The following is a 24,860-nucleotide window of genomic DNA, read 5'->3' as shown; positions in this document are numbered from 1 at the left end:
GCGAACGGACACACTCGACGGCAGGTGTACGACCCGAATGAGGGAACGATGTCTCGACTCAGCCGCGAGAAGCAGCCAGAACAGCAGCAGGCCGCCGATGCGGCGAACCTTGCGGCAGCACCGATCGACGTCCATGTACCCGTCGGCGCGGCAGCGGCGTCGGTCGGCGGGGTGGCGGTGATCGCGGGGCCCGGGGAGGAGATCCAGCACGCGGTGCTCAACCGCCTGCACCGCATCGCCATCGCCTCCGGGCACGCCGTTCTCGCCACCGTGCACGACGAGCGCATCGGCTACGTCGTCCCGCTCCAGGTCGAACCGGACGGCTCCAGCCGGTTCACGGCACAGCCGGACCGGCTGCGCACGGTACGGGACCGGGAGCCGGGGCACGCGGCCGAGCCCGCGCGGGAGCCCGACACGGACCGGCCGACCCACCTGCTGCGCCCCGCGCCGAAAGCGGGGGCGACCCGGGAGCCGGCCCCCGCGCGGGACGCCGCCCCCACGTTCAGGCTGCGCCCGGTCGCCGAGACGCGGGACGCCGTACCGACCTTCCAGCTCCGGTCCGTGCCCGAGCCCGCGGAGGGCACGCCGCCCGGCACGGTCGCGCCCCCGACGGGCGCGTTCGGCCCGCCCCCGCCCATGGACACCGGGCCGCACCCCGCCCAGCCGGACCCCGAACCCGCCCCGGTCCCGCAGCCGGTGCCGACCCCGCGACCCGTCCCGGTCCCGCAGCCGGTGCCGACCGCGCGGCGCGAGCCGGACCTCGCGCCCGAAGCCCTGCTGGACACCGACCCCGACCCCAAGCCCACCCCGCCCCGCGGGTTCGACGCCGTGGCGGAAGCGGTGCTCGGTGACGAACCCCCCGGCTCCTCCGGCGAGTACCACCTCGCGGAGCCCATGGCCCGGGTCAACGAGGCCGTCCGGTCCGGCCGGATCGACACGGCCGCCCGCCTGGCCGAGGAGACCGTGGCGCAGGCGTCGGCCACCCTGGGCCCGGAGCACCCGGAGGTGCTGCGGCTGCGCGAACTCACCGCCTACATCGCCTACCTGGCCGGTGAGCCGCTGCGTGCCTTCCGGATCTCCCTCGACCTGGCCCTGATCTGCCGCCGGGCCTCCGACGCGGAGGCCGCCTACGGCAACGTCCGCAGCGCTGCCACGGCGTGGCGCGGGGTGCGCGATCCGCTGCTCGGCCTCGAACTCGGGCACGAGCTGATCGCCCTGTGGACCGAGCTCGCCGCCGAGGGCGGTGCCGCCGCCGACGAGATCGAGGAGCTGGAGTCCGCCCGCGCCCGCATGGGCCGCCTGACCGAACGGGCCCGCTCGCGGCAGACCTGAACGGCGCTCGTCACCACGGCTGGTGGTCCTGCTCCGCCGGACCACCACCCGCGGGGACGACCGGGCGGCGGCTGCGGACGCAGGGGGCGGCCACCTGGCTCTTCGGGCTGAGGCCGCGGGACCCGACCGCATTCGCCCGCTGAGGCGACGGATCACCGCGGAGATCACCGACGGATCCAGGACGGCACCCGCCCACCGGAAGCCGGGAGACCGAGACCGGGAGACCGAGACCGGGAGACCGGGAGCGGCTGAGCCGTGTCGCCGTCGACGCGGGAGACCGCTCCCGGTGGCCGTTCCGGAGCCGGCGGGTTCCACCCCGCCCGTCCGCCCCGCCCGCCGGACCGCCCGTCCCGACCGACGCCGGGCCCGGACCTACGGCCTGGCCACCGGCGCCTCCGGCTCCGGGGCGGCGGGCACGCCCTCGGGACCGCGGTCACCGACCACCGCGTCGGTGGTCGTGGCGCTCGCGGCGGCGGCCCGCCCGGCGGCCAGCGTGCGGGCGGTCCGGCGGGCGGTGCGCAGCGCGTCCCAGGTGAGCAGGGAGAGCGCCAGCCACACCAGGGCGAATCCGGCCCAGCGCTCCGGCGGCATGGCCTCCTTGAAGTAGAGGACGCCGAGGAGGAACTGGAAGACCGGCGCCAGGTACTGCAGCAGCCCCAGCGTGGACAGCGGCACGCGGATCGCGGCGGCGCCGAAGCAGATCAGCGGGATCGCGGTGACCAGCCCGGTCGCGGCGAGCAGCAGCGCGTGTCCCGTCCCCTGCCCGGTGAAGGTGGACTCCCCCCGGGTGCTCAGCCACGCCAGGAAGCCGATCGCGGGCAGGAACTGGATCGCGGTCTCGGCGGCCAGCGACTCGACACCGCCGAGGTTGACCTTCTTCTTCACCAGACCGTAGATGGCGAAGGAGAAGGCGAGGCAGAGGGAGATCCACGGCGGCCGGCCGTATCCGACGGTGAGGACGATCACCGCGGCGACGGCGATCCCGACCGCCGCCCACTGCGCGGGCCGCAGGCGCTCCTTCAGCAGCAGCACGCCCATCGCGATGGTGACCAGCGGGTTGATGAAGTAACCGAGGGAGGCCTCGACCACGTGACCCGAGTTCACGGACCAGATGTACAGGCCCCAGTTCACGGTGATGACCGACGCGGCGACCGTGATCAGCGCCAGTTTGCGGGGCTGCCGCACCAGCTCGCCGAGCCAGGCCCAGCGGCGGACGACGAGCAGCGCGGCGAGGACGAAGAGCAGCGACCAGACCATCCGGTGGGCCAGGATCTCCACCGCGCCCGCGGGCTCCAGCAGGGGCCAGTACAGCGGTACGAGCCCCCACATGGCGTAGGCGGCGACGCCGTTCAGCAGTCCTATGCGTCCCTCTGCGGCCGACTTTTCGGTCACGGGCCCTCCTTCGTGCCTGACGCGTGCCCTGTCTCCGCGACGCTCGCCGAACGCGCGCGCGATGCCCGCCCGGACGACGGTAACGCCGGACACCCCCGCGTGTCATGTCCGTACCGGAATACGGTCATGACCGACGGGGGTGGAGGGGACGGCGGGGCCCGGGTCAGCCCTTCAGGGCGGCGGCGACGGCCTCGGCGAGCGGGGTGGCCGGGCGGCCGGCCAGCCGGGACAGGTCGCCGCTGTCGACGACGAGCTCGCCCTTCTCGATCGAGACGTCCACGCCCGCGAGGACGGCCGCCATCGGCGCGGGCACACCCGCGCCGGCCAGGATGCCGGTGAGCGCCTCGGGCGTGACCTGGGTGTAGACGATCTCCTCGCCGGTCTGCCGGCTCAGCTCGGCCGCGTACTCGGCGAGGCTCCACGCCTCGTCGCCGCCCAGCTCGTACGTCGTGTTCTCGTGCCCCTCACCGGTGAGCACGGCGACGGCGGCGGCCGCGTAGTCGGCGCGGGAGGCGGAGGAGACCCGGCCCTCGCCGGCGGCGGCCAGGACCGCGTGGTGCTCCAGCACCGGAGCGAGGTTCTCGGTGTAGTTCTCGTGGTACCAGCCGTTGCGCAGCAGCACGTACGGCACGCCCGAGGCCAGCAGGACCTTCTCGGTGGCACGGTGGTCGTCGGCCAGGGCGGCGGTCAGGGAGCCGGGGGCGCTGGTGTAGGCGAGCAGGGCGACACCGGCGGCCTTCGCGGCGTCGATCACCACCCGGTGCTGCCCCACCCTGTCCCGGCCGACCTCGTTGCCGGAGATCAGCAGCACCTTGTCGCCGGCCGCGAACAGGCCGTCGAAGGTCTCGGGGGCGTCGTAGTCGGCGACCGCGATCCGCACCCCGCGTCCGGCGAGGTCCGCCGCCTTCCCGGCGCTGCGGACGACGGCCGTGACCTGCTCGGCGGGGACCTTCTCCAGCAGCTGCTCCACGACGTGGCGGCCGAGGTGCCCGGTGGCTCCGGTGACGACGATGCTCATGGTTCGAAACTCCTTGTGGGGTGGGTACACCACTAACCGTAAGGGGTGCGCTATCTAAAAGAAAGTGCCCCCTGGTTTGCGAAGCCACCGGGCAGCCGCGCGACCTCGCCCTGTGGACGGACAAGCGCATGGAGGAGGTGCTCGCCGCCCGGCAGGCGTACGACGAGGCCCGGGCGCCGTAGCGGCACCCGGGCCTCGTCCGCGGCCTGCGGCGGGGGTCAGCCCACCACGGTCCAGGTGTCGCCGCCGGCCAGCAGTGCGGCCAGGTCGCCCTTGCCGTTCTGTTCGACGGCGGCGTCGAGCTGGTCGGCCATGAGGGTGTCGTAGACCGGCCGCTCGACGGAGCGGAAGACACCGATCGGAGTGTTGTGCAGGGTGTTCGGGTCCGCGAGCCGGGACAGGGCGAACGCGGTGGTCGGCGACGCGGAACGGGCGTCGTGGACCAGGATCTCGGCCTCGTTCCCCGGCGTCACCGTGACCACCCGCAGATCACCGGTCCGCTGATCGCGCACGACACCCTTGGCGTCGTCGGCGCCGAAGCGGATCGGCTTCCCGTGCTCCAGACGGATCACGGCCTCCTCCGCCCGCTGACGGTCCTTGAGGACCTCGAAGGCACCGTCGTTGAAGATGTTGCAGTTCTGGTAGATCTCCACCAGCGCCGTGCCCGGGTGGTCGGCCGCTTGACGGAGCACTTCGGTGAGGTGCTTGCGGTCCGAGTCCACCGTGCGGGCCACGAACGACGCCTCCGCGCCGATCGCCAGCGACACCGGGTTGAAGGGCGCGTCGAGCGAGCCCATCGGCGTCGACTTGGTGATCTTGCCGACCTCCGAGGTGGGGGAGTACTGGCCCTTGGTCAGACCGTAGATCCGGTTGTTGAACAGCAGGATCTTCAGGTTGACGTTGCGGCGCAGCGCGTGGATGAGGTGGTTGCCGCCGATGGACAGCGCGTCGCCGTCACCCGTCACCACCCACACGCTCAGATCGCGGCGGGAGGCCGCGAGCCCCGTCGCGATGGCCGGCGCGCGGCCGTGGATGGAGTGCATCCCGTAGGTGTTCATGTAGTACGGGAAGCGGGAGGAGCAGCCGATGCCCGAGACGAAGACGATGTTCTCCTTCGCCAGGCCCAGCTGCGGCATGAAACCCTGCACGGCGGCCAGCACCGCGTAGTCACCGCAACCGGGGCACCAGCGCACCTCCTGGTCGGACTTGAAGTCCTTCATGGACTGCTTGGCCTCGGCCTTGGGGACGAGCTGGAGCAGCGTGTCGGCGTCAGTCATCGATGGCCTCCTTGAGCGCCGCGGCGAGCTGCTCCGCCTTGAACGGCATGCCGTTGACCTGGTTGTACGAACGGGCGTCGACCAGGTACTTCGCCCGGACGAGCGTGGCGAGCTGCCCGAGGTTCATCTCCGGGACCACCACCTTGTCGTACCCCTCGAGGACCGCGCCGAGGTTGCGCGGGAAGGGGTTCAGGTGCCGCAGGTGCGCCTGCGCGACGGACTCCCCGGCGCCCCGCAGCCGCCGCACCGCCGCCGTGATCGGCCCGTACGTCGAACCCCAGCCGAGCACCAGGACCCGCGCGGTCCCGTCCGGGTCGTCGACCTCCAGATCCGGTACGTCGATGCCGTCGATCTTGGCCTGCCGGGTGCGGACCATGAAGTCGTGGTTGGCCGGGTCGTAGGAGATGTTGCCCGTGCCGTCCTGCTTCTCGATGCCGCCGATGCGGTGCTCGAGACCCGGCGTGCCCGGGATCGCCCACGGGCGGGCCAGGTTCTCCGGGTCCCGCTTGTACGGCCAGAACACCTCGGTGCCGTCGTCCAGGACGTGGTTGGGACCCTGCGCGAACCGCACCCTCAGATCGGGCAGCTCCTCCGGGTCCGGGATCCGCCACGGCTCCGAACCGTTCGCCAGATAGCCGTCGGAGAGGAGGAACACCGGGGTGCGGTAGGCTAGCGCGATCCGGGCCGCCTCCAGGGCGGCGTCGAAGCAGTCGGCCGGGGTGCGCGGGGCGACGACCGGAACCGGTGCCTCACCGTTGCGCCCGTACATCGCCTGCAGCAGGTCCGCCTGCTCCGTCTTGGTCGGCAGACCCGTCGAGGGGCCGCCGCGCTGGATGTCCACGATCAGCAGCGGCAGTTCCAGCGACACCGCCAGTCCGATCGTCTCCGACTTCAGCGCCACACCCGGACCGGACGTGGTCGTCACCGCGAGCGAACCCCCGAAGGCCGCTCCCAGCGCCGCCCCGATACCGGCGATCTCGTCCTCCGCCTGGAAGGTCCGCACCCCGAAGTTCTTGTGCCGGCTCAGCTCGTGCAGGATGTCCGAGGCCGGGGTGATCGGGTACGAGCCCAGGAACAGCGGCAGGTCCGCCTGCCGGGACGCGGCGACCAGCCCGTAGGACAGGGCCAGGTTCCCCGAGATGTTGCGGTAGACACCGGGCGGGAACGCCTTCGCCGCCGGCGCCACCTCGTAGGAGACGGCGAAGTCCTCGGTGGTCTCGCCGAAGTTCCAGCCGGCCCGGTAGGCCGCGATGTTGGCGGCCGCGATGTCGGGCTTCTTCGCGAACTTCGTCCTCAGGAACTTCTCCGTGCCCTCCGTGGGCCGGTGGTACATCCAGCTCAGCAGGCCGAGCGCGAACATGTTCTTGCTGCGCTCGGCCTCCTTCCGCGTGAGGTCGAACTCCTTCAGCGCCTCCACGGTCAGCGTGGTCAGCGGCACCGGGTGCAGGTGGTACCCGTCCAGCGAGCCGTCCTCCAGGGGACTGCTGTCGTAGCCGACCTTCTGCATCGCCCGCTTGGTGAACTCGTCCGTGTTGACGATGATCTCCGCGCCGCGCGGCAGGTCGCCGATGTTGGCCTTGAGCGCGGCGGGGTTCATCGCCACCAGCACGTTGGGGGCGTCACCGGGCGTGAGGATGTCGTGGTCGGCGAAATGGAGCTGGAAGGACGAGACGCCCGGCAGGGTTCCCGCGGGGGCGCGGATCTCGGCCGGGAAGTTCGGAAGGGTGGAGAGGTCGTTGCCGAAGGACGCGGTCTCCGAGGTGAAGCGGTCACCGGTGAGCTGCATCCCGTCACCCGAGTCCCCCGCGAACCTGATGATCACTCGGTCGAGCCGGCGGACGTCCTTCCCGCCCGCCGCCTTGCGCTGCTCTCCCACGACTGCTCCGTCGGCCTGCTCCGCAGTGCTGCTGACCTGGCTGGTCACTGAACTGGACCTCCTCGAGGCGGCTGTCCGGGACGGCCTTCCCGCAGGCCTTCCCCGGATAAACCCTACGTCCGTAAGGGTCGCCTTCCTCGGGTCATTCGCATCTTGGACACGACTTCGCGGCGTCCCCGCCGCGACTCCGGGATCTCGCCCTACGAGTTGAGGTAGGTGAGGACCGCCAGGACCCGCCGGTGGTCACCGTCGCTCGGGGACAGCCCCAGCTTCAGGAAGATGTTGCTGACGTGCTTCTCCACCGCTCCGTCGCTGACCACCAGCTGCCGGGCGATCGCCGAGTTCGTCCGTCCCTCCGCCATCAGGCCCAGCACCTCCCGCTCGCGCGGGGTCAGCCGGGCCAGCACGTCCTGCTTGCGGCTGCGCCCCAGCAGCTGCGCGACGACCTCCGGGTCCAGTGCCGTACCGCCCCCGGCCACCCGCACCACCGCGTCCACGAAATCGCGCACGTCGGCCACCCGGTCCTTGAGCAGATAGCCGACGCCCCGGCTGGAACTGGCGAGCAGCTCCGTGGCGTAGCGCTCCTCCACGTACTGCGACAGCACCAGCACTCCGATGTCCGGATGCGACCTGCGCAGCCGCACCGCGGCCCGCACGCCCTCGTCGGTGTGCGTCGGCGGCATCCGCACGTCCGCCACCACGACGTCCGGCAGCAGGTTCTGCCCGTCCAGCTCGGCGACGGTCCCGATCAGCGCCTCCCCGTCGCCGACACCGGCCACGACCTCGTGCCCCCGGTCGGTCAGCAGCCGCGTCAGACCCTCCCGCAGCAGCACCGAATCCTCGGCGATGACCACCCGCACCCTGTTCTCCACGTTCCTCGGACCCCCACACCCCTGCTCCGGGCCCGCCCTCCTGGCAGGCCCGGTCGACAGGTCCAGCATTCCAGCATCCGGCGGGGAACGGGCCGGAGCATCCCGATCGGGGGTGTCGACCGGGGCCGTCGTCGTCCTGGGGCCCGCCGACGGCGACACAGGGGCGGGCGGGTGCGACCCCCATGGGTCGCACCCGCCGGCCTCGGCCCGCGTGTCAACGGGATCCGGTCACCGGGCCCGCTCCGCGCGCCACGGCAGTTCGGCGGTCACCCGGGTCGGACCCCCGGCCGGGGAGTCCACCACCAGGATCCCGTCCACCGCGTCCAGCCGCTCCGCCAGACCCGACAGCCCGGAACCCCGGGAGGTGTCGGCGCCGCCCACCCCGTTGTCCACCACCTGGAGCATCAGCCGGTTCTCCGCGCGCCACACCTCCAGCACGGCCCGGGTCGCCCGCGCGTGCTTGCTGATGTTCTGCAGCAGCTCCGAGGCCGTGAAGTAGGCGATGCCCTCGATGGCCGGCGCGGGCCGCTCCGTGAGGTCCACCTCCACCTGCACCGGGACCGTGCAGCGGGAGGCCACGGAGGACAGGGCCGCGTCCAGACCGCGGTCGGTCAGCACCGCCGGGTGGATGCCGCGGGCCAGGTCCCGCAGCTCCTGCAGCGCCGTCTTCACCTCGCCGTGCGCCTCGTCCACCATCCGCGCCGCCGCCCGCGGGTCCTCCCGCAGCTTCTCCTTCGCCAGCCCCAGGTCCATCGCCAGCGCCACCAGCCGGGCCTGCGCCCCGTCGTGCAGATCGCGCTCGATGCGCCGCAGGTCCGCCGCCGCCGCGTCCACCACGACCCCGCGGTCCGACTCCAGCTCCACCACCCGTGTGGCCAGCCGGGACGGCCCGAGCAGCCCGTGCACCATCACCCGGTCCACCGTCGTCAGCGCCCGCACGATCCACGGCGTGGCGAGCGTGAACAGCAGACCCACCCCCGCGGTCACCGCGATCTCGAACGGGTTGTCCAGGTAGATCCGGCGCTGCTCGTCGCCGTACAGCTGTATGCCGGACTGCCCGGCGTACGCCGGGAGGACCCAGAACCACAGCGGGTACGTCAGCAGCGTCCAGCTCACCGACCAGAGCGTCACGGTGACGGCGAAGGACAGGACCGCCCACGGCAGCTGGAGCACCGCGTACAGCAGGGCGCGCCAGGAGGAGCCGCTCTTGAGCACGGCACCGACCCAGGCCATCAGCCCCTGCCCCTTCGTCCGCAGCGGCTCCGGCTCGCCCACCGCCAGGCCCAGCAGCCCGCGCGCCCGGGCCCGCTCCACCGACCCGAACCCGCGACAGCCGGCGAGCGCCGCCGCAAGCACCGGGACGCCGAGGAACGTCACCAGCAGGCCCGCGCCCAGCGACACCATCGTGACCGCGTAGGTGAACAGCAGGATGCTGATCGGCAGGCTCAGCAGGACGTACCCCAGCTCGCGCCAGGCGCGTCCCTCGACCGGCGCCCGCAGGGCGGCCGGCAGCCGGTGCTTCCCGGGGTGTCCGGGCTCCGCGGCGAGCCCGTAGCCCTGTCCGTACTCCGTGGCCATCGGCGTCGTCCTTCGTCTAGTCCGGGGGTTGTGCCGTCGTATCCCCAGACTGCTCCGAGGCAGGTCGGCGGACCATGGAGACCGTCGCAGTCTTGGACGGGGGGTTTTCCCTACCGTCGGCCGCGGGCGGACGCCCGCTCCGCCCCGCGCGCCGTCCCGTCCAGCGCACCGGAACGGTCCCGCCACGGCAGCTCCGCCGTCACCGTCGTCGGACCGCCCTCCGGCGAGTCCACGACGAGCAGGCCGTCCACCGCGCCCAGCCGGTCGGCCAGGCCCCGCATGCCCGACCCGCCCTCCAGCCGGGCGCCTCCGCGCCCGTCGTCCCACACCTGCAGGAACAGCCGCCCCTCCGACCGCCACGCGTCGACCGCGGCCGACCGGGCCCGGCTGTGCTTGCTGACGTTCTGCAGCAGCTCCGAGACGGTGAAGTAGGCGATGCCCTCGATGGCGGCCGCCGGACGCTCGTCCAGGTCGGCCGTCACTTTCACCGGCACCGTGCAGCGGGAGGCGACCGAGGACAGGGCGGCGTCCAGACCGCGGTCGGTCAGCACCGCGGGGTGGATGCCGCGCGCCAGGTCCCGCAGCTCCTGCAGGGCCAGCTTCACCTCGCCGTGCGCCTCGTCGACCATGGACGCCGCCGCGTCGGGGTCCTCCAGCAGCTTCTCCTTGGCCAGGCCCAGCCCCATCGCCAGGTTGACCAGCCGGGCCTGCGCCCCGTCGTGCAGATCGCGCTCGATGCGCCGCAGGTCCGCCGCGGCCGTGTCCACCACCACGCCCCGGTCGGACTCCAGCTCCGCGATGCGCCGCTCCAGCTCGTCGGAGGGCGACAGCAGTCCGCGCACCATCGCCCGGTCCCCGTCGGCCAGCGCCCGCACGACGAACGGCAGCACCGGCCACAGCACGAACAGCCCGGTCAGCGTCACGGCGAAGGTGAGCACCCCCCACGGCAGCCGTATCAGCCCGTACAGCACCGTGCGCCAGCTCACCGGGTCCTTCAGCGCCATCCACAGCCCCGGCCAGAAGCCGCCGGCCCCGCGCGGCATCCGGCTCGGCTCCTCCACCCGCACCCCGAGCAGCTTCCTGGCCCGGGCCCGCTCCAGCCGGCCCAGCAGCCGCGCGCCCGTCAGCCCGGCGGCCAGCAGCGGCAGTCCGATCACCGTCACGGTCAGCCCGGCACCGGTGCACAGCATCGTCACCGTGTAGGTGAAGCCGACCAGCGACACCGGAAGGTTCGCCAGCAGATGGACGATCTCCTTCCAGGTGTGCGCGTCGTAGGCGAAACGGGCGGGCGGAGGACGGTCGTCGGGGCCGCGCTGCGCGGAAACCGCCGCCGCGGGCACACCCGGGGACGGGAAGGGTTCGGTCATGGGCCCAGCCTGCCGGGAGGAGGGGGGCCCGCGCCATCAGGCGGACCGCCGGGGCGCCCTGAGGAAAACCCCACCCCAGGTGTCCCGAGTCGTGACGGGCCGCTTACCGTGGCTTTATCAGGGCCTAGACTCCCGTGCGTACAGATCTCCGAGGCAGTGAGGGGCGCGGACGTGCGGGAAACGACCGTCGTCGCGGCGGACTACTTCCAGTCCTACTCGGTCGTCGGCCTGCTCGCCGTCGTCGGCCTGCTGTTCGTCGCCGTGGCCTTCGGGGCGGGCCGCCTGCTGCGGCCGGTGGTCCCCACCCCCGAGAAGCTCATGACGTACGAGTGCGGGGTCGACCCCGTCGGTGAGGGCTGGGCCCACACCCAGGTCCGTTACTACGTGTACGCCTTCCTCTACGTGATCTTCGCCGTCGACTCGATCTTCCTCTTCCCCTGGGCCACCGTCTTCGCCGCCGAGGGCTACGGCGGGACGACCCTGGTGGAGATGTTCATCTTCCTCGGCTTCCTCGCCGTGGGTCTGCTGTACGCATACAAGAAGGGCGTCCTGACATGGACGTGAACCCCGCCGCCGCCGTGCATCCCGCCGCCCCCGAGGGTGCGGCCGCCGCCACCGGGAAGCCCGCGGCGCCCGAGCCGGTGCTGCTCCCGGAGCCCAAGCGGCTGGGCGCCCTCGCCCGGCTGGCGCCCGAGCCGATGAAGGTCGTCCTCAACTGGGGCCGCCGCTACTCGCTCTGGGTCTTCAACTTCGGCCTGGCCTGCTGCGCGATCGAGTTCATCGCCGCGTCCATGGCCCGGCACGACTTCATCCGCCTCGGCGTCATCCCCTTCGCACCGGGACCCCGCCAGGCCGACCTGATGGTCGTCTCCGGCACGGTCACCGACAAGATGGCGCCCGCGGTGAAGCGCCTGTACGAGCAGATGCCCGAGCCGAAGTACGTCATCTCCTTCGGCGCGTGCAGCAACTGCGGCGGGCCGTACTGGGACTCCTACTCCGTCACCAAGGGCGTCGACCAGATCATCCCGGTCGACGTGTACGTCCCCGGCTGCCCGCCCCGCCCGGAGGCGCTGCTCCAGGGCATCCTGAAACTCCAGGAGAAGATCGCCCGGGAGTCGCTGGGGGAGCGGTACGGCTCCGGCGGTGGGACACGGCCGTCCGCGGCGGCGCTGCAGAGCGGGCTGGTCCGCCCGCCGGCGGCCGGTGAGGGGGAGGGCCGATGACCGCGGCCGGCTGGCTCCCCGCCGACACCGGGGAACTCTTCGGCGCCGACGCGACGGCGGAGGAGTCGTACGGCGTCCTCACCGTCGACGTCCCGCCCGCCTCCTGGATCACCGCCCTGGAAACCGCCCGCGACCGTCTCGGCTGCACCTTCTTCGACTGGCTGAGCGCGGTCGACGAACCCGGCACGGGCTTCCGCGTCACCGCCCACGTCGCCGCCCTGCGCCCCGTACGGCGCCTGCTGCTGCGCACCACGGTGGCGCATGACGCCCCGGCGCTGCCCTCCGCCGTCGACGTCTACGCGGGCGCCGCCTGGCACGAGCGGGAGACGCACGAGATGTTCGGCGTCGCCTTCACCGGCCACCCGGGCCTGGACCACCTCCTCCTGCCGGACACCTTCGAGGGCCACCCGCTGCGCAAGGACTTCGTCCTCGCCGCCCGGGTCGCCAAGGCGTGGCCCGGCGCGAAGGAACCCGGCGAGTCCGAGCACGGCGGTCCCAAGCGCCGCCAGATGCTGCCGCCCGGCGTCCCCGACCCCAACGAATGGGGCCCTTTGAAGGGCCAGCTCCCCCCGGCCCCGTCCCGCCCCGCCCGAGGCACGGCCAGGCCGGCGGCGGGCACGCCCCGCACCGCAGCCACCGAGCGCCCGCCCCGCCGCACGCGCTCCGCGTCCCAGGGCTCCGCGAGCCAGGCCTCCGCGCCGGAGTCGCCTTCCGGGCCGGAGTCGCCTGCCGTGCCGGAGTCGCCTGCCGGGCCGCGCCGGAATCGTTCGGCGGCCGAGGGCTCCGCGAGCCAGGCGTCTCCCGCCGAGGCCGCCGACCGGCCCTCGACCCCGCCGCGCCGTGACCGTACGGCGGCAGAGGGGTCCGCGAGCCAGGCGGCGGGGGCGAGCACCGAGCAGGCCGCTCCTTCCGCCCGACGCGCGCCGAGCGCGAGCGAGGGGTCGCCGTCGCAGCGCTCCGGTGCGGCCGCCGCGGGAGGCGGCCCCCGCCGGGCGCGCAGCGCGTCCGAGGGGTCCGCGAGCCAACGTGCCGCGTCCGAAGAGACCCCGCCGGCGGGTGACGAGCCCACCCCCGCGCCCACCGGGGCCGGCCGTCCGGACGGACCTCCCCCCGCCGCCCCCCGCAGCCCGGACGCCCCCTGGCACCACGCCCGCCCGGCCTACACGGAACCGGCAGCGCAGTCCGCCCCCGAGCCGGAGGCCGAACAGGCCCCGGGAACCGGCGCCGGCGAGCCCGAGGGCGACGACGCGACCCGTCCCCCAGGACGGTCCCGGACGGCCGAGGAGACCACCGGGTCCGAAACCGGAACCGAGTCCGAAGCCGGGCCCGCAGCCGGGTCCGAAGCCGGAGCCGAGACCGAAGCCGGAACCACGACTTCCGAAGACCCCGCTGGAGGCCCGCGGTGAACGACGTGCTCGACGTCGCCCTGCGACTCCTGGTCGTGTTCGTCGTCTTCCTCACCTTCCCCCTGATCGTGGGTCAGGCCGAGCACAAGGTGATGGCCCACATGCAGGGCCGTCTCGGCCCGATGTACGCGGGCGGATTCCACGGCTGGGCCCAGCTCGTCGCCGACGGCGTGAAGTTCGCGCAGAAGGAGGACGTGGTCCCGGCCGGCGCGGACCGCCGTATCTTCCAGCTCGCCCCCGCCGTGGCCCTCCTGCCGTACCTTCTCGTGCTGCTCGCCATCCCGATCGGCCCGGGGGAGGGCGCGGTCGGCCAGGTGATCGACGCGGGCGTGTTCTTCGTCCTCGCCGTCATGGGCGTCGGTGTCCTCGGCTCGCTCATGGCCGGCTGGGCCTCCGCCAACAAGTTCTCCCTCCTCGGCGGCCTGCGCACCGCTGCCCAGCTCCTCGCGTACGAACTGCCGATGCTGCTCACCGCCGCCTCGGTGGCGATGGCGGCCGGCACCGTCTCCCTCGTCGGCATCCTCGACGCCTTCGAGTGGTGGTGGGTGCCCTGGCAGATCACCGGCGCGCTCGTGTTCTTCATCGCCGGTCTCGCCGAACTCCAGCGCCCTCCCTTCGACATGCCGGTCGCCGACTCGGAGATCATCTTCGGCGCGTACACCGAGTACACCGGTCTGCGCTTCGCCCTCTTCCTCCTCGCCGAGTACGCCGGGATCGTCGTGCTGTGCGGCCTGACCACCGTCCTCTTCCTGGGCGGCTGGCACGGCCCCTGGGGCGCCGACGGACTCGGCTGGGTCTGGACCCTGCTGAAAACCGCGGTCCTCGCCTTCGTCGTCATCTGGCTCCGCGTCACCTATCCCCGCCTGCGCGAGGACCAGCTCCAGAAGTTCTCCTGGACCCTCCTCGTCCCCCTGTCCCTCGCCCAGATCGCCCTCACCGGCGTCGTCAAGGTGGTGTTCCTCTGATGGCCCCGATCCCCGGCTCAGGCCTGGCCAAGGGCCTGGCCGTCACCCTGCGGACGATGACGAAGAAGTCCGTCACCGCCCAGTACCCGGACACCCAGCCCGACCTCCCGCCCCGCACCCGCGGGGTGATCGGCCTGTTCGAGGAGAACTGCACGGTCTGCATGCTGTGCGCCCGTGAGTGCCCGGACTGGTGCATCTACATCGACTCCCACAAGGAGACGGTGCCGGCGGCGACCCCCGGCGGACGCGAGCGCAGCCGCAACGTCCTGGACCGCTTCGCCATCGACTTCTCCCTGTGCATGTACTGCGGCATCTGCATCGAGGTCTGTCCCTTCGACGCCCTGTTCTGGTCCCCGGAGTTCGAGTACGCCGAGACCGACATCCGCGACCTCACCCACGAACGCGACAAGCTCCGCGAGTGGATGTGGACCGTTCCCGCCCCGCCCGCGCTCGACCCCGGCGCCGAAGAACCCAAGGAAGTCGCCGCCGCCCGCAAGACCGCCGACAAACTCGCCGCCGCCCAGGCCGAACCGCAGGAGGAGTCGTGATCCTCGCCGCAGCCGCAGCGACGGCCGCGCACGCCACGACCACCACCGCCGCGAAGACGCACGGCTTCCTCTCCCCGACCGGGGTGGAGATCGCCTTCCTCCTCGTCGGCCTGGTCACCCTGGGGGCCGCCGTCGTCACCGTCACCACCCGGCAGCTGGTGCACGCCGCCCTGTGGCTGGTGGTGGCCCTCGGTGGCCTCGCCGTCGAATACCTCCTGCTCACCGCCGAGTTCATCGCCTGGGTGCAGGTCCTCATCTACGTCGGTTCCGTCGTCGTCCTCCTCCTGTTCGGGCTCATGCTCACCAGGGCCCCCATCGGCCGCTCACCCGACGCCGACTCCGGCAACCGCTGGGTCGCCCTCGGCGTGGCAGTCACCGCCGCGACCGCCCTGGTGTGGGTGGTCGTCGACGCCTTCCGGACCACCTGGATCGACCTGGACGGCGCCCCCGCCGGCTCGACCGAGGTGACCGGCGCCAGCCTCTTCCAGCACTGGGTCCTCCCCTTCGAGGCCCTCTCCGTCCTCCTTCTCGCCGCCCTCGTCGGCGCGATCGTCCTCTCCCGCAAGGCCACGACCGAACGGGCGGCGGCCACCGCCCCCACCAGCACCCCGAGGTCCGGGGCCACCCGGCGCGAGACGGAGGGGACCCGCTGATGCACCTCGCCTATCCCGCCGTGCTGTCCGCCCTCCTCTTCTGCACCGGCCTGTACGGCGTCCTCGCCCGCCGCAACGCGATCCTCGTCCTGATGTCGGTCGAGCTGATGCTCAACGCCGTCAACCTGAACCTCATCGCCTTCGACGTCTGGCTCAGCCGGGCCGCCGAGGAGACCCTGCACTCCGGCCAGGCCCTGGCCCTGTTCACCATCGCCATCGCCGCCGCCGAGATCGGCATCGGCCTGGCGATCGTCCTCGCCGTGTACCGCAACCGCGGCACCTCGGACATCGACAGGCTCCGCGACACCGCCGAGGGCCACGATCCCGACGGCCCCGACGGCGACATGCCCGACAGCGGCGCCTCCGCTCCCCGGGCGGCCACCGAGAAGGCCGAGGCCACCGCGTGACCACGACCACCCTCGCCGTCCTCGTCCCCCTCCTGCCCTTCCTCGGCGCGATCGCGGGACTGCTCCTGGGCCGCACCGCCCCCGGCTTCGTCCGCCCGCTCGCCGTCCTGCCGACCCTCGCCTCGCTCGGGCTGGCCGCCCTGGTCGCCGCACGCCAGAGCGGCGACGGTGCGGTGGACGCCGCCACCGAGCTCACCCCGACCGGTTCGGTCCCCATCGAACTCGCCCTGTACGTCGACGGCTTCGCCGCGCTGACCGCCGTCCTGGTCACCGTCGTCGCCACCTGCGTGCAGATCTACTCGACCGGCTACCTGCGCGACGACCAGCGCTACCCGTCCTACGCCGCCCTCGTCTCCCTGTTCACCTCCGCGATGCTCCTGGTCGTCTACTCCGGCGACCTGATGGTCCTGCTGGTCGGCTGGGAAGTCATGGGCATCTGCTCGTACTTCCTCGTCGGCCACTACTGGGAGACACCCGAGGCCCGCGCCGCCTCCCTCAAGGCCTTCCTGGTCACCAAACTCGGCGACGTCCCCTTCCTCATCGGCCTGTTCGCCCTCGCCACCGACGCCGGGTCGTTCCGCATCACCCGGATCCTCGGCGCCGTCGCGAACGGCGGCATCGAACAGCCCACACTGATCGCCCTGCTGCTCCTGGCGGGCGTGGCCGGCAAGTCGGCGCAGTTCCCGCTGCACACCTGGCTCCCCGACGCCATGGCGGGCCCGACCCCCGTCTCGGCGCTGATCCACGCCGCGACCATGGTCGCCGCCGGCGTGTACTTCGTCGCCCGCCTCCTCCCGCTCTTCGAGGCCTCCCGGGCCGCGATGACCGTCCTCGCCGTCATGGCCGCCGTGACCATGACCGGCTCGGCGCTCGCCGCCCTCGCCCAGGACGACATCAAACGCGTCCTCGCGTACTCAACGATCGGTCAGCTCGGTTACATGACCGGCGCCCTCGCCGTCGCCGACCGCGGCGCCGCCGTCTTCCACCTCCTGTCCCACGGCGCCTTCAAGGCGCTGCTGTTCCTCGCCGCCGGTGTGATCATCCACGCCGCCGGCACCAACTCGCTGGCCGCCATGTCCCGCATGGGCCACCTGCGCGACCGTGTCCCGGACGCCTACTGGACGACGACCGTGGCGCTCCTCGCGCTCGCCGCGATCCCGCCGTTCAGCGGTTTCTTCTCCAAGGAGGCCGTCCTCGGGACCGCCGAACACGTCGTCACCGGCCACACCGGACACGCCCCCGCCGCCGCCGGCTGGATCGTCCTCCTCGCCGGCCTCGTCACAGCCCTGCTCACCGCCGCGTACGCCACCCGTCTGTGGCTCCTGGCGTTCCGCGGCAGCGGCCCCGAGGCCCCCGACCACGGCAGGCAGCCGCTGACGATGACCGCGGTGCTGTGGGTGCTCGCCGTCCCCTCCCTCGCGCTCGGCGGACTGGCCTTCCGCGTCCTGCCCGACTGGTTCGACGGCCGCGACCTGACGCCGACCCTCACCACCTCCGTGCTCGGCACGGGTGTGGCGCTGGTCGGCGGCATCGTCACCTACGCCACCTGGCGGCACACCACCGCGCACGCCGCCCGGATCCCCCTCGGAGCCGTCGCCGCCCACCCCGAGGGCGACCCCGGACGGGTCGAGGCGGAGGCCATCGCCAGCCACGCACCGGCCTACGGCGACATCGCGTACGCACCCGACCCGTCGGACCCCGGACGGCTGCTCCTCGGCCCGCTGCACCGCCCCGCGGCCGCGGGCTTCCACCTGGACGCCCTCTACACGGCCCTCTTCGTCCGCCCCGTCCGGGCCGGCGCGAGCCTCGTCAGGTTCCTCGACCGCGAAGTCGTCGAGACCTACGTACGCGGCGCGGGCACGCTGCCCCGCTGGCTCGGCACAGCCGTACGACGGGCCCAGACCGGCAATCTGCAGACCTATGTGAGCGCGCTGCTCGCCGGCACCGTGGTCCTCACGGTCGCCGTCGTCCTCGCCGCCACGGGAGCGTGAGCAGGCGTGATCGATATCAGCGAGTCCGTGATGCAGTTCCTCCTGGCGTTCCTCGTGGTCGGCCCGCTCCTCGGCGCCGCCTCCGCCCTCCTGCCCGCCCCGCCCGGACTGAAGGGGAAGTCACCCGAGCAGGCCGTGCTCCGCCACGGCGTCACCGTCACCGGCGCGGTCCTCCTCGCGGCGATCGTCCTCGCGCTCGGCTTCGACCACAGCCGGCCGGCGACGATGCAGGCCACGACCGACATCAGCTGGATCCCCGCACTCGACGTGCGCATCCACCTCGGCACCGACGGCATCTCCCTCCCCCTTCTGGTCCTGACCGCGCTGCTGACCTTCCTCAGCGCCCTCCACGCCTACGTCAAACCGCCCGCGGGCCCGTCCCCGAAGGCCTTCGTCGCCCTGCTGCTGGTCCTCGAGTCCGGCACCCTGGCGACCTTCGCCGTCCTCGACCTGGTCCTGTTCTTCCTCGCCTTCGAGACGGTCCTCATCCCCATGTACTTCCTCATCGCCCGCTGGGGCGGCGAGGGCAGGGCCGAGGCCGCCTGGAAGTTCATCCTCTACACGCTGCTCGGCTCCGTGGTCATGCTGCTCGGCCTGCTCCTGATCGGAATCGAGGCGGGCACATTCGACATGGTGGCACTCGCCACTGACAACGGCCGGTCCCTGACCACATCCGTGCAGGTCATCGCCGTTCTGGCGGTCGGTCTCGGCCTCGCCGTCAAGACCCCGATGTGGCCGCTGCACAGCTGGCTGCCCGACGCCCACACCGCCGCCCCGACCATCGGCTCGGTCCTGCTGGCCGGCGTCCTGCTGAAGATGGGCACCTACGGGTTCGTACGGATCCTGCTGCCCGCCGCGCCGGACGGCTTCCGCACCTTCGCGCCCTACCTCGCCGCGTTCGCCGTCGTCGGCATCGTCTACGGTTCCCTCGCCTGCCTGGCCCTCGCCAGGAGGGGCGCGAACGGCGACCTCAAACGCCTCATCGCCTACTCCTCCGTCGGCCACATGGGCTTCGTCCTCCTCGGCATCGCCACCATGACCCCGACCGGCGTCAACGGCGCCCTGTTCGCCAACGTCGCCCACGGCCTCATCACCGGCCTGCTGTTCTTCCTGGTCGGCGCCCTCAAGGAGCGCACCGGCAGCACCGACCTCGACACCCTGGCCCGCCCGTCACCCGACCACCACCCCGCAACGAGCGGCTCCGCCGCGCCGGAACATTCCGAGACCGGCGCCGCCCTCTACGGCAGGGCCCCGCGTCTCGGCGGCCTGCTCGCCTTCGCCGCCGTCGCCTCCCTCGGCCTGCCCGGCCTCGCCGGATTCTGGGGTGAGATGCTCGCCCTGTTCGGCGCCTTCGACCCCGCCGCGGGACTCAGCCGGCCCGCCTTCCTCACCTTCATGACGATCGGCGCGTTCGGCACCCTGCTGACGGCCGCGTACCTGCTGATCGTGGTCCGCCGGGTCTGCATGGGCGCAGCGCCCCAGGACGCCCCGCGCCTCCCCGACGTGCGCCCCTACGAGTTCGCGGCCTGGACCCCGCTCGTCGTCCTCACCGTCGTCGCCGGCCTGTGGCCGAGGGCCCTCCTCGGACTGACCGACCCGGCCGTGCAGCAGCTCCTCACAGGAGGCACCCGATGAGCTCCCTCGTCCAGTCCGTCGACTGGCTGGCCATCGCGCCGCCCACCATCGCGGCGGTCGTCGGACTCGGTGTCCTCGTCGCCGACCTGTTCGTCGACGAGCGCAGGAAGCCGCTCCTCGGCTGGCTGGCGGTCGCCGGACTGGCCGCCGCCACGCTCATGCTGCTGCCCCTCCTCGACGCCGACCGCAGCACCTTCTGCCTGGTCGGCGACACGAGCGTGTGCAGCTACACCGCCGACCGCTTCACCCTCGTCATCCAGTTCCTGGTCCTCGGCGGCGCCCTCCTCACCGCCCTGCTCTCCGTCACCACCCTCAAGGACGAACGCGCACGGCTCCCCGAGGGCGAGTACTGGTTCCTGTTCCTCGCCTCCGCGGCCGGCGCCGCCCTCCTGCCCGCCTCCCGTGACCTCGCCACCCTCGTCGTCGCCCTGGAGGTCGCCTCCCTGCCCGCCTTCGCCCTGGTCGGCCTCAGGCACGGCGACCGGAAGTCCTCCGAGGCGGCCCTGAAGTTCTTCCTGTCCTCCGTCACCGCCACCGCGGTCAGCCTGCTCGGCATCAGCTTTGTCTACGCCGCCACCGGTACGCTCCACCTCACCCGCGTCGCCGAGCGGATCCAGACCGTCGACGGGCAGTTCCACACCCTCGCCCAGACCGGCGTCGTCCTCACCCTCGTCGGCTTCGCCTTCAAGACCGCCGCCGTGCCGTTCCACTTCTGGGTCCCCGACACCTACGTGGGCGCCCCCCTGCCGATCGCCGCCTACCTGTCCGTCATCGGCAAGGCGGTCGGCTTCTCCGGCCTGATCCTCGTCACCGTCGTCGCGCTGCCCTCGTACGCCGACGTCTGGGGCCCCGCTCTCGCCGTCCTGGCCGCGCTCACCATGACCGTCGGCAACGTCGGCGCACTCAGGCAGCGGCCCGCACGCGCGCACAGCGCCGTACGCCTCCTCGCCTGGTCCTCCGTCGGCCAGGCCGGGTACCTCCTGGTGCCGATCGCCGCCGCCGCCTACTCCGGCGACCCCGAGAAGTCCATCGGCTCCACCCTCGCCTACGCCCTCATGTACGCCGCCGTGAACCTGGGCGCCTTCGCGGTCGCCGCCCTCGTCGGACGCACCCACCGCCTCAACCGCGTCGCCGACTACCGTGGCCTGTACGCCTCCAGCCCGCTCACCGCGCTCCTCCTCGGCTTCTTCCTGCTCTGCCTCGCCGGACTCCCGCCGGGCATCATCGGCCTCTTCGCCAAGGTCACCGTCTTCGCCGCGGCCGTCGACGCCGGACTCGGCTGGCTCGCCGTCGTCATGGCCGTCAACGTCGTCATCGCGCTGGTGTACTACCTCCGGTGGACCGCCCTGCTGTTCCGCGCCCCCGAGGGCGAGCCGGTCCGGCACCGCCTCCCCGCCCCCCTCACCGCGGCCATCGCCCTCACCGGGGTGATCGGCATCGCCCTGTCCGGCGCACCCCAGCTGGTCCTCCGCTTCACCGACACCGGACTCTTCTGAGCCCGCTCCGGGACCTCCCCGCACGGCCGTCACCCGGACGGTTCACACGTGCCACCGCGCGCACAAGGGAACTAGTGCCCTTCGCCTCGCGTTGACCGGTACGGGAGGGTCCACTGGACGTGACACCACAGAAGCAGTGGACAGTGCAGGTCAGAAGGAAGATCAGCAAGCGAGGGTCCCCCTGTCGCACGATCTGGAGGGCGTACCGTGCACCGCCGGCACAACGGGCTCAGGACAGCGGTCCTCCTCGGGGGACTGTCCGCACTCATCATCGTCATCGGCGGCTTCTTCGGCCGCACGGGCCTCGTCATCGCCGTCGTGGTCGCGCTCGGCACCAACGCCTACGCGTACTGGAACAGCGACAAGCTGGCCCTGCGCGCCATGCGGGCCCGCCCGGTGAGCGAGTTCGAGGCGCCGGGGCTGTACCGCATGGTCCGCGAGCTCTCCACGCAGGCCCGCCAGCCCATGCCCCGCCTGTACATCTCCCCGACGGAGGCCCCCAACGCCTTCGCCACCGGCCGCAACCCGCGCAACGCCGCCGTGTGCTGCACCGAAGGCATCCTGCGCCTGCTCGACGAGCGTGAGCTGCGCGGCGTCATCGGGCACGAGCTCAGCCACGTCTACAACCGCGACATCCTGATCTCCTCGGTCGCCGGCGCCCTCGCCTCCGTGATCATGTTCCTGGTCAACTTCGCCTGGCTGATCCCGATCGGCCGCTCGAACGACGACGACGGCCCGGGTCTCCTCGGCATGCTGCTGATCATGATCCTGGGCCCGCTCGCCGCGTCCGTCATCCAGCTGGCCATCAGCCGTTCCCGGGAGTACGAGGCCGACGCCTCCGGCGCCCAGCTCACCGGCGACCCCCTTGCCCTGGCCGGCGCCCTGCGCAAACTGGATCACGGAACCAAACAGCTCCCGCTGCCCCCCGAGCCCCGCATCGAGACGGCCAGCCACATGATGATCGCCAACCCGTTCCGTCCCGGCCAAGGGCTCACCAAGATGTTCTCCACCCACCCGCCGATGGCGGAACGCATCGCCCGGCTCGAGAAGATGGCAGGTCACCACCAGTGAAGACCATCCTGAACGTCATATGGCTCGTCTTCAGCGGCTTCTGGCTGTTCCTCGGCTACCTGGCCGCGGGCGTGCTGCTCTGCATCACGGTCATCGGCATCCCCTTCGGCGTCGCCGCGTTCCGGATCGGCATCTACGCCCTGTGGCCCTTCGGGTACACGACGGTCGAACGCCGGGACGCGGGAGCCCCGTCCTTCCTCGTCAACGTGCTGTGGCTCCTCCTGGCCGGCTGGTGGCTGGCGCTCGGCCACGTCCTCACCGGCCTCGCCCTGTGCGTGACGATCATCGGCATCCCGCTCGGCGTCGCCAACTTCAAGCTGATCCCGGTCTCGCTGTTCCCGCTGGGCCGCGAGATCGTGCGCAGCGACCAGGCGTTCACGTCCACGTCACGCTGGTAGGCAGGCCGGCCGCTCCGTCGTGAGCCGGGAGGTGCGCACGGCCCGGCAGGCAGGCCCGGCAGGGGCGCACAGTCCCGTAGTTGTCCACAGTCCGGAGGTTGTCCACAGGCCCGCACGAATGTCAGTGGCAGGCCGCAGGATGAACCCATGACCGAGCACGAGCAGTTGCTGCGACAGGTGGCGGACAAGGCCCGCACCACCCGCCCGTGGGGCCGGGCGTCCCTGCCCGAGCCCATCGACGCGGCCACCCTGTCACGCGCCGAAACCCTCCTGGGCTTCGCCCTGCCCCCGCTGCTCGCGGAGCTGTACCTGCGGACGGGGGACGGCGGCTTCGGCCCCGAGTACGGTCTGCTGCCCCTCCTGGACAGCACACCCTCCGGCGAGCCGGCCGCCGTGACCCAGTACCACGCCCACCGCGAGAGCGGCCGCGACGACCCCGATCGGGCCTGGCCCGAGGGAGTGCTGCCGATATCCCACTGGGGCTGCGGCATGTACGCCTGTGTCGACTGCCGCTCGCCCGAGGCGACCGTCCTCCTCTTCGACCCCAACCCGGGCGACCCCGACCACGCCTGGTTCCTCGACGCCCCCGGCCTCGCGGAGTGGCTCCACTCCTGGATCCGCGGCACCGGCTGGTACGAGGAGGGGAACGAGGGAGCGGACCTGCAGCCCTGGACCGGCTTCCGCGGACGTCCGGCACCGACGCCGGAGCACCGGCCGAGCCGGCCGTGACCGGTCACCGGCCGCCGGCCGGCCTCCGCGCGCCGTAGACCGCCACACCCGCGGCCAGCACCCCCGCGCCCACGGCGACCGAGACCCACGGCAGCGAGAACGCCAGCACCAGGCACCCGGCCAGCCCCACCGCCGGCACCACCCGCGCCACCGGCCGCGCATCGAGCGTCCACGCCGACGCGTTGGCCACCGCGTAGTACGTCAGCACACCGAAGGAGGAGAAGCCGATCGCACCCCGCACGTCCACCGTGGCCGCCAGCACGGCGACCACCGCGCCCACCACCAGCTCCGCCCGGTGCGGCACCCGGAACCGCGGGTGCACGGCGGCCAGGGCACCCGGGAGATGCCGGTCCCGTGCCATGGCCAGCGTCGTCCGCGAGACCCCCAGGATCAGGGCGAGCAGCGAACCCAGCGCGGCCACCGCCGCGCCCACCCGCACCACCGGCGCCAGCTCGGGCACCCCGGCGGCCCGCACCGCGTCGGCGAGCGGCGCGGTGGCATCACCCAGCCCCTTCGGCCCCAGCACCGAGAGGACGGCCACGGCGACGGCCGCGTACACGACCAGCGTGATGCCGAGGGCGAGTGGAATCGCCCGGGGAATGGTGCGTGCCGGGTCCCGGACCTCCTCACCGAGGGTCGCGATACGGGCGTACCCCGCGAAGGCGAAGAACAGCAGACCGCCCGCCTGAAGCACCCCGCCGGCCCCCTCGGACACCCCGATGTCCAGCCGCCCGGCATCCGCCTCCCCCGACGTCACACACACGACCACCACGGCAGCGAGGACCGCCAGCACCACACCCACGATCGCCCGCGTCAGCCACGCGGACTTCTGCACACCGCCGTAGTTCACCGCCGTCAGCAGCACCACGGAGGCGACCGCCACGGCGTGCGCCTGGTCCGGCCACACGTACGCGCCCACGGTCAGCGCCATCGCCGCGCAGGAGGCCGTCTTCCCGACCACGAACGCCCAGCCGGCCAGGTAACCCCAGAACTCCCCGAGCCGCTCCCTGCCGTACACGTACGTGCCGCCCGACGCCGGGTAGCGGGCGGCGAGGCGAGCCGACGACGCGGCGTTGCAGTAGGCGACCACCGCGGCGACCGCCAGCCCGAGGAGCAGACCGGATCCGGCCGCGTGCGCGGCGGGCGCCAGCGCGACGAAGATCCCGGCCCCCACCATCGAACCGAGACCGATGACCACGGCGTCACCGACGCCGAGTGTGCGCCGCAGACGGGGACCGGAGGTGTCTGTCATGGGGCCGCACCCTACTGAACCAGTGCAACCAGCACATGGACGCGTGGCGTCTTGCCGGGTGCAAGCGCGACAGGAAAGGGGCAGGTGCACCGCATGACGTTCATCAGCTGGATCATCCTCGGGCTGCTGGCCGGAGCGATAGCGAAGTTCCTGCTCCCCGGCCGCGACCCGGGCGGGCTCATCGGCACGACCCTGATCGGTGTCGCCGGAGCCTTCATCGGCGGCTGGATATCGGCCCGTTGGCTCGACCAGCCGATCACCAAGGACTTCTACGACGGCACCACCTGGGTCGCCGCCATCGGCGGCTCACTGGTCCTCCTGGTCGCCTACCGCATCCTGTTCGGCCACTCGCGCGACTGACGAACGGAGTGGGG

Annotated in this window: 23 protein-coding genes; 15 read left to right on the top strand and 8 right to left on the bottom strand. The window is 72.5% G+C overall.

Annotated features, from left to right (window positions below; all coding sequences use genetic code 11):
- Positions 1–48: 48 nt before the first annotated feature.
- On the top strand, positions 49–1,332 hold the full coding sequence (locus ACZ6A9_RS03665; protein ID WP_468977410.1) for a tetratricopeptide repeat protein: 1,284 nt from the start codon (positions 49–51) through the stop codon (positions 1,330–1,332).
- A 372-nt stretch (positions 1,333–1,704) separates the two neighbouring features.
- On the opposite strand, the gene rarD is transcribed toward ACZ6A9_RS03665, so the two are convergent.
- The 7 genes from rarD to ACZ6A9_RS03630 all read right to left on the bottom strand — a co-directional run bounded on the left by rarD (position 1,705) and on the right by ACZ6A9_RS03630 (position 10,712).
- Complete coding sequence (gene rarD / locus ACZ6A9_RS03660) at positions 1,705–2,724, bottom strand: EamA family transporter RarD (protein ID WP_468977405.1); 1,020 nt, start codon at positions 2,722–2,724, stop codon at positions 1,705–1,707.
- Positions 2,725–2,887: 163 nt separating this feature from the next.
- Complete coding sequence (locus ACZ6A9_RS03655; RefSeq protein ID WP_468977403.1) at positions 2,888–3,742, bottom strand: SDR family oxidoreductase; 855 nt, start codon at positions 3,740–3,742, stop codon at positions 2,888–2,890.
- Between the two features lie 218 nt (positions 3,743–3,960).
- A complete protein-coding gene (locus ACZ6A9_RS03650; RefSeq protein ID WP_468977401.1) occupies positions 3,961–5,019 on the bottom strand; it encodes a 2-oxoacid:ferredoxin oxidoreductase subunit beta in 1,059 nt (352 codons plus the stop codon).
- Entirely contained in the window at positions 5,012–6,943 is a 1,932-nt protein-coding gene (locus ACZ6A9_RS03645) for a 2-oxoacid:acceptor oxidoreductase subunit alpha (RefSeq protein WP_468977397.1), read from the bottom strand. Before ACZ6A9_RS03645 ends, ACZ6A9_RS03650 begins: the two co-directional genes overlap by 8 nt.
- 152 nt (positions 6,944–7,095) lie before the next feature.
- Positions 7,096–7,755 (bottom strand): LuxR C-terminal-related transcriptional regulator, encoded by a 660-nt coding sequence (locus tag ACZ6A9_RS03640; RefSeq protein WP_468977958.1) that lies wholly within the window; start codon positions 7,753–7,755, stop codon positions 7,096–7,098.
- Between the two features lie 240 nt (positions 7,756–7,995).
- On the bottom strand, positions 7,996–9,345 hold the full coding sequence (locus ACZ6A9_RS03635) for a sensor histidine kinase (protein ID WP_468977394.1): 1,350 nt from the start codon (positions 9,343–9,345) through the stop codon (positions 7,996–7,998).
- 110 nt (positions 9,346–9,455) lie between these two features.
- On the bottom strand, positions 9,456–10,712 hold the full coding sequence (locus ACZ6A9_RS03630; protein WP_468977388.1) for a sensor histidine kinase: 1,257 nt from the start codon (positions 10,710–10,712) through the stop codon (positions 9,456–9,458).
- 171 nt (positions 10,713–10,883) lie between these two features.
- On the opposite strand from ACZ6A9_RS03630, the gene ACZ6A9_RS03625 reads away from it, so the two are divergent.
- The 13 genes from ACZ6A9_RS03625 to ACZ6A9_RS03565 all read left to right on the top strand — a co-directional run bounded on the left by ACZ6A9_RS03625 (position 10,884) and on the right by ACZ6A9_RS03565 (position 23,234).
- Entirely contained in the window at positions 10,884–11,276 is a 393-nt protein-coding gene (locus tag ACZ6A9_RS03625; RefSeq protein ID WP_468977384.1) for an NADH-quinone oxidoreductase subunit A, read from the top strand.
- Complete coding sequence (locus ACZ6A9_RS03620; protein WP_468977382.1) at positions 11,267–11,935, top strand: NADH-quinone oxidoreductase subunit B; 669 nt, start codon at positions 11,267–11,269, stop codon at positions 11,933–11,935. Before ACZ6A9_RS03625 ends, ACZ6A9_RS03620 begins: the two co-directional genes overlap by 10 nt.
- Positions 11,932–13,341 (top strand): NADH-quinone oxidoreductase subunit C, encoded by a 1,410-nt coding sequence (locus tag ACZ6A9_RS03615; protein ID WP_468977377.1) that lies wholly within the window; start codon positions 11,932–11,934, stop codon positions 13,339–13,341. Before ACZ6A9_RS03620 ends, ACZ6A9_RS03615 begins: the two co-directional genes overlap by 4 nt.
- Positions 13,338–14,306 carry a complex I subunit 1/NuoH family protein gene (locus ACZ6A9_RS03610; RefSeq protein WP_468977372.1) on the top strand — a complete coding sequence of 323 codons (969 nt, stop codon included), beginning with the start codon at positions 13,338–13,340 and terminating at the stop codon, positions 14,304–14,306. The genes ACZ6A9_RS03615 and ACZ6A9_RS03610 overlap by 4 nt, the downstream gene beginning before the upstream one ends.
- The gene (locus ACZ6A9_RS03605) at positions 14,306–14,854 is read left to right on the top strand and encodes a NuoI/complex I 23 kDa subunit family protein (protein WP_468977366.1); all 549 of its coding nucleotides are present in this window, start codon (positions 14,306–14,308) and stop codon (positions 14,852–14,854) included. The genes ACZ6A9_RS03610 and ACZ6A9_RS03605 overlap by 1 nt, the downstream gene beginning before the upstream one ends.
- Positions 14,851–15,507 carry an NADH-quinone oxidoreductase subunit J family protein gene (locus ACZ6A9_RS03600; protein WP_468977362.1) on the top strand — a complete coding sequence of 219 codons (657 nt, stop codon included), beginning with the start codon at positions 14,851–14,853 and terminating at the stop codon, positions 15,505–15,507. Before ACZ6A9_RS03605 ends, ACZ6A9_RS03600 begins: the two co-directional genes overlap by 4 nt.
- Positions 15,507–15,914, top strand: coding sequence for an NADH-quinone oxidoreductase subunit NuoK (gene nuoK, locus ACZ6A9_RS03595; RefSeq protein WP_468977357.1), 408 nt, complete (start codon positions 15,507–15,509; stop codon positions 15,912–15,914). The genes ACZ6A9_RS03600 and nuoK overlap by 1 nt, the downstream gene beginning before the upstream one ends.
- The gene (locus ACZ6A9_RS03590; RefSeq protein ID WP_468977352.1) at positions 15,911–17,905 is read left to right on the top strand and encodes an NADH-quinone oxidoreductase subunit 5 family protein; all 1,995 of its coding nucleotides are present in this window, start codon (positions 15,911–15,913) and stop codon (positions 17,903–17,905) included. Before nuoK ends, ACZ6A9_RS03590 begins: the two co-directional genes overlap by 4 nt.
- Positions 17,906–17,911: 6 nt before the next feature.
- On the top strand, positions 17,912–19,540 hold the full coding sequence (locus ACZ6A9_RS03585) for a complex I subunit 4 family protein (protein WP_468977346.1): 1,629 nt from the start codon (positions 17,912–17,914) through the stop codon (positions 19,538–19,540).
- Positions 19,537–21,036: an NADH-quinone oxidoreductase subunit N gene (locus ACZ6A9_RS03580; RefSeq protein WP_468977340.1), complete on the top strand. Its 1,500-nt coding sequence runs from the start codon at positions 19,537–19,539 to the stop codon at positions 21,034–21,036. Before ACZ6A9_RS03585 ends, ACZ6A9_RS03580 begins: the two co-directional genes overlap by 4 nt.
- A 207-nt stretch (positions 21,037–21,243) precedes the next feature.
- Positions 21,244–22,107, top strand: coding sequence for a zinc metalloprotease HtpX (htpX, locus tag ACZ6A9_RS03575; RefSeq protein ID WP_468977334.1), 864 nt, complete (start codon positions 21,244–21,246; stop codon positions 22,105–22,107).
- Entirely contained in the window at positions 22,104–22,505 is a 402-nt protein-coding gene (locus ACZ6A9_RS03570) for a YccF domain-containing protein (RefSeq protein ID WP_468977328.1), read from the top strand. Before htpX ends, ACZ6A9_RS03570 begins: the two co-directional genes overlap by 4 nt.
- Positions 22,506–22,652: 147 nt before the next feature.
- A complete protein-coding gene (locus tag ACZ6A9_RS03565) occupies positions 22,653–23,234 on the top strand; it encodes an SMI1/KNR4 family protein (protein ID WP_468977322.1) in 582 nt (193 codons plus the stop codon).
- Between the two features lie 4 nt (positions 23,235–23,238).
- On the opposite strand, the gene ACZ6A9_RS03560 is transcribed toward ACZ6A9_RS03565, so the two are convergent.
- A complete protein-coding gene (locus ACZ6A9_RS03560; protein ID WP_468977319.1) occupies positions 23,239–24,486 on the bottom strand; it encodes an APC family permease in 1,248 nt (415 codons plus the stop codon).
- A 93-nt stretch (positions 24,487–24,579) separates the two neighbouring features.
- Here ACZ6A9_RS03560 and ACZ6A9_RS03555 point away from each other — a divergent pair, with 93 nt between their 5' ends.
- Positions 24,580–24,846, top strand: coding sequence for a GlsB/YeaQ/YmgE family stress response membrane protein (locus tag ACZ6A9_RS03555; RefSeq protein ID WP_468977315.1), 267 nt, complete (start codon positions 24,580–24,582; stop codon positions 24,844–24,846).
- Positions 24,847–24,860: the final 14 nt, after the last annotated feature.

Source organism: Streptomyces sp. NPDC041124, assembly GCF_055592385.1.
Note: the sequence above shows the minus strand (reverse complement) of the source record. Positions and strands in the feature narration are given on the sequence as shown.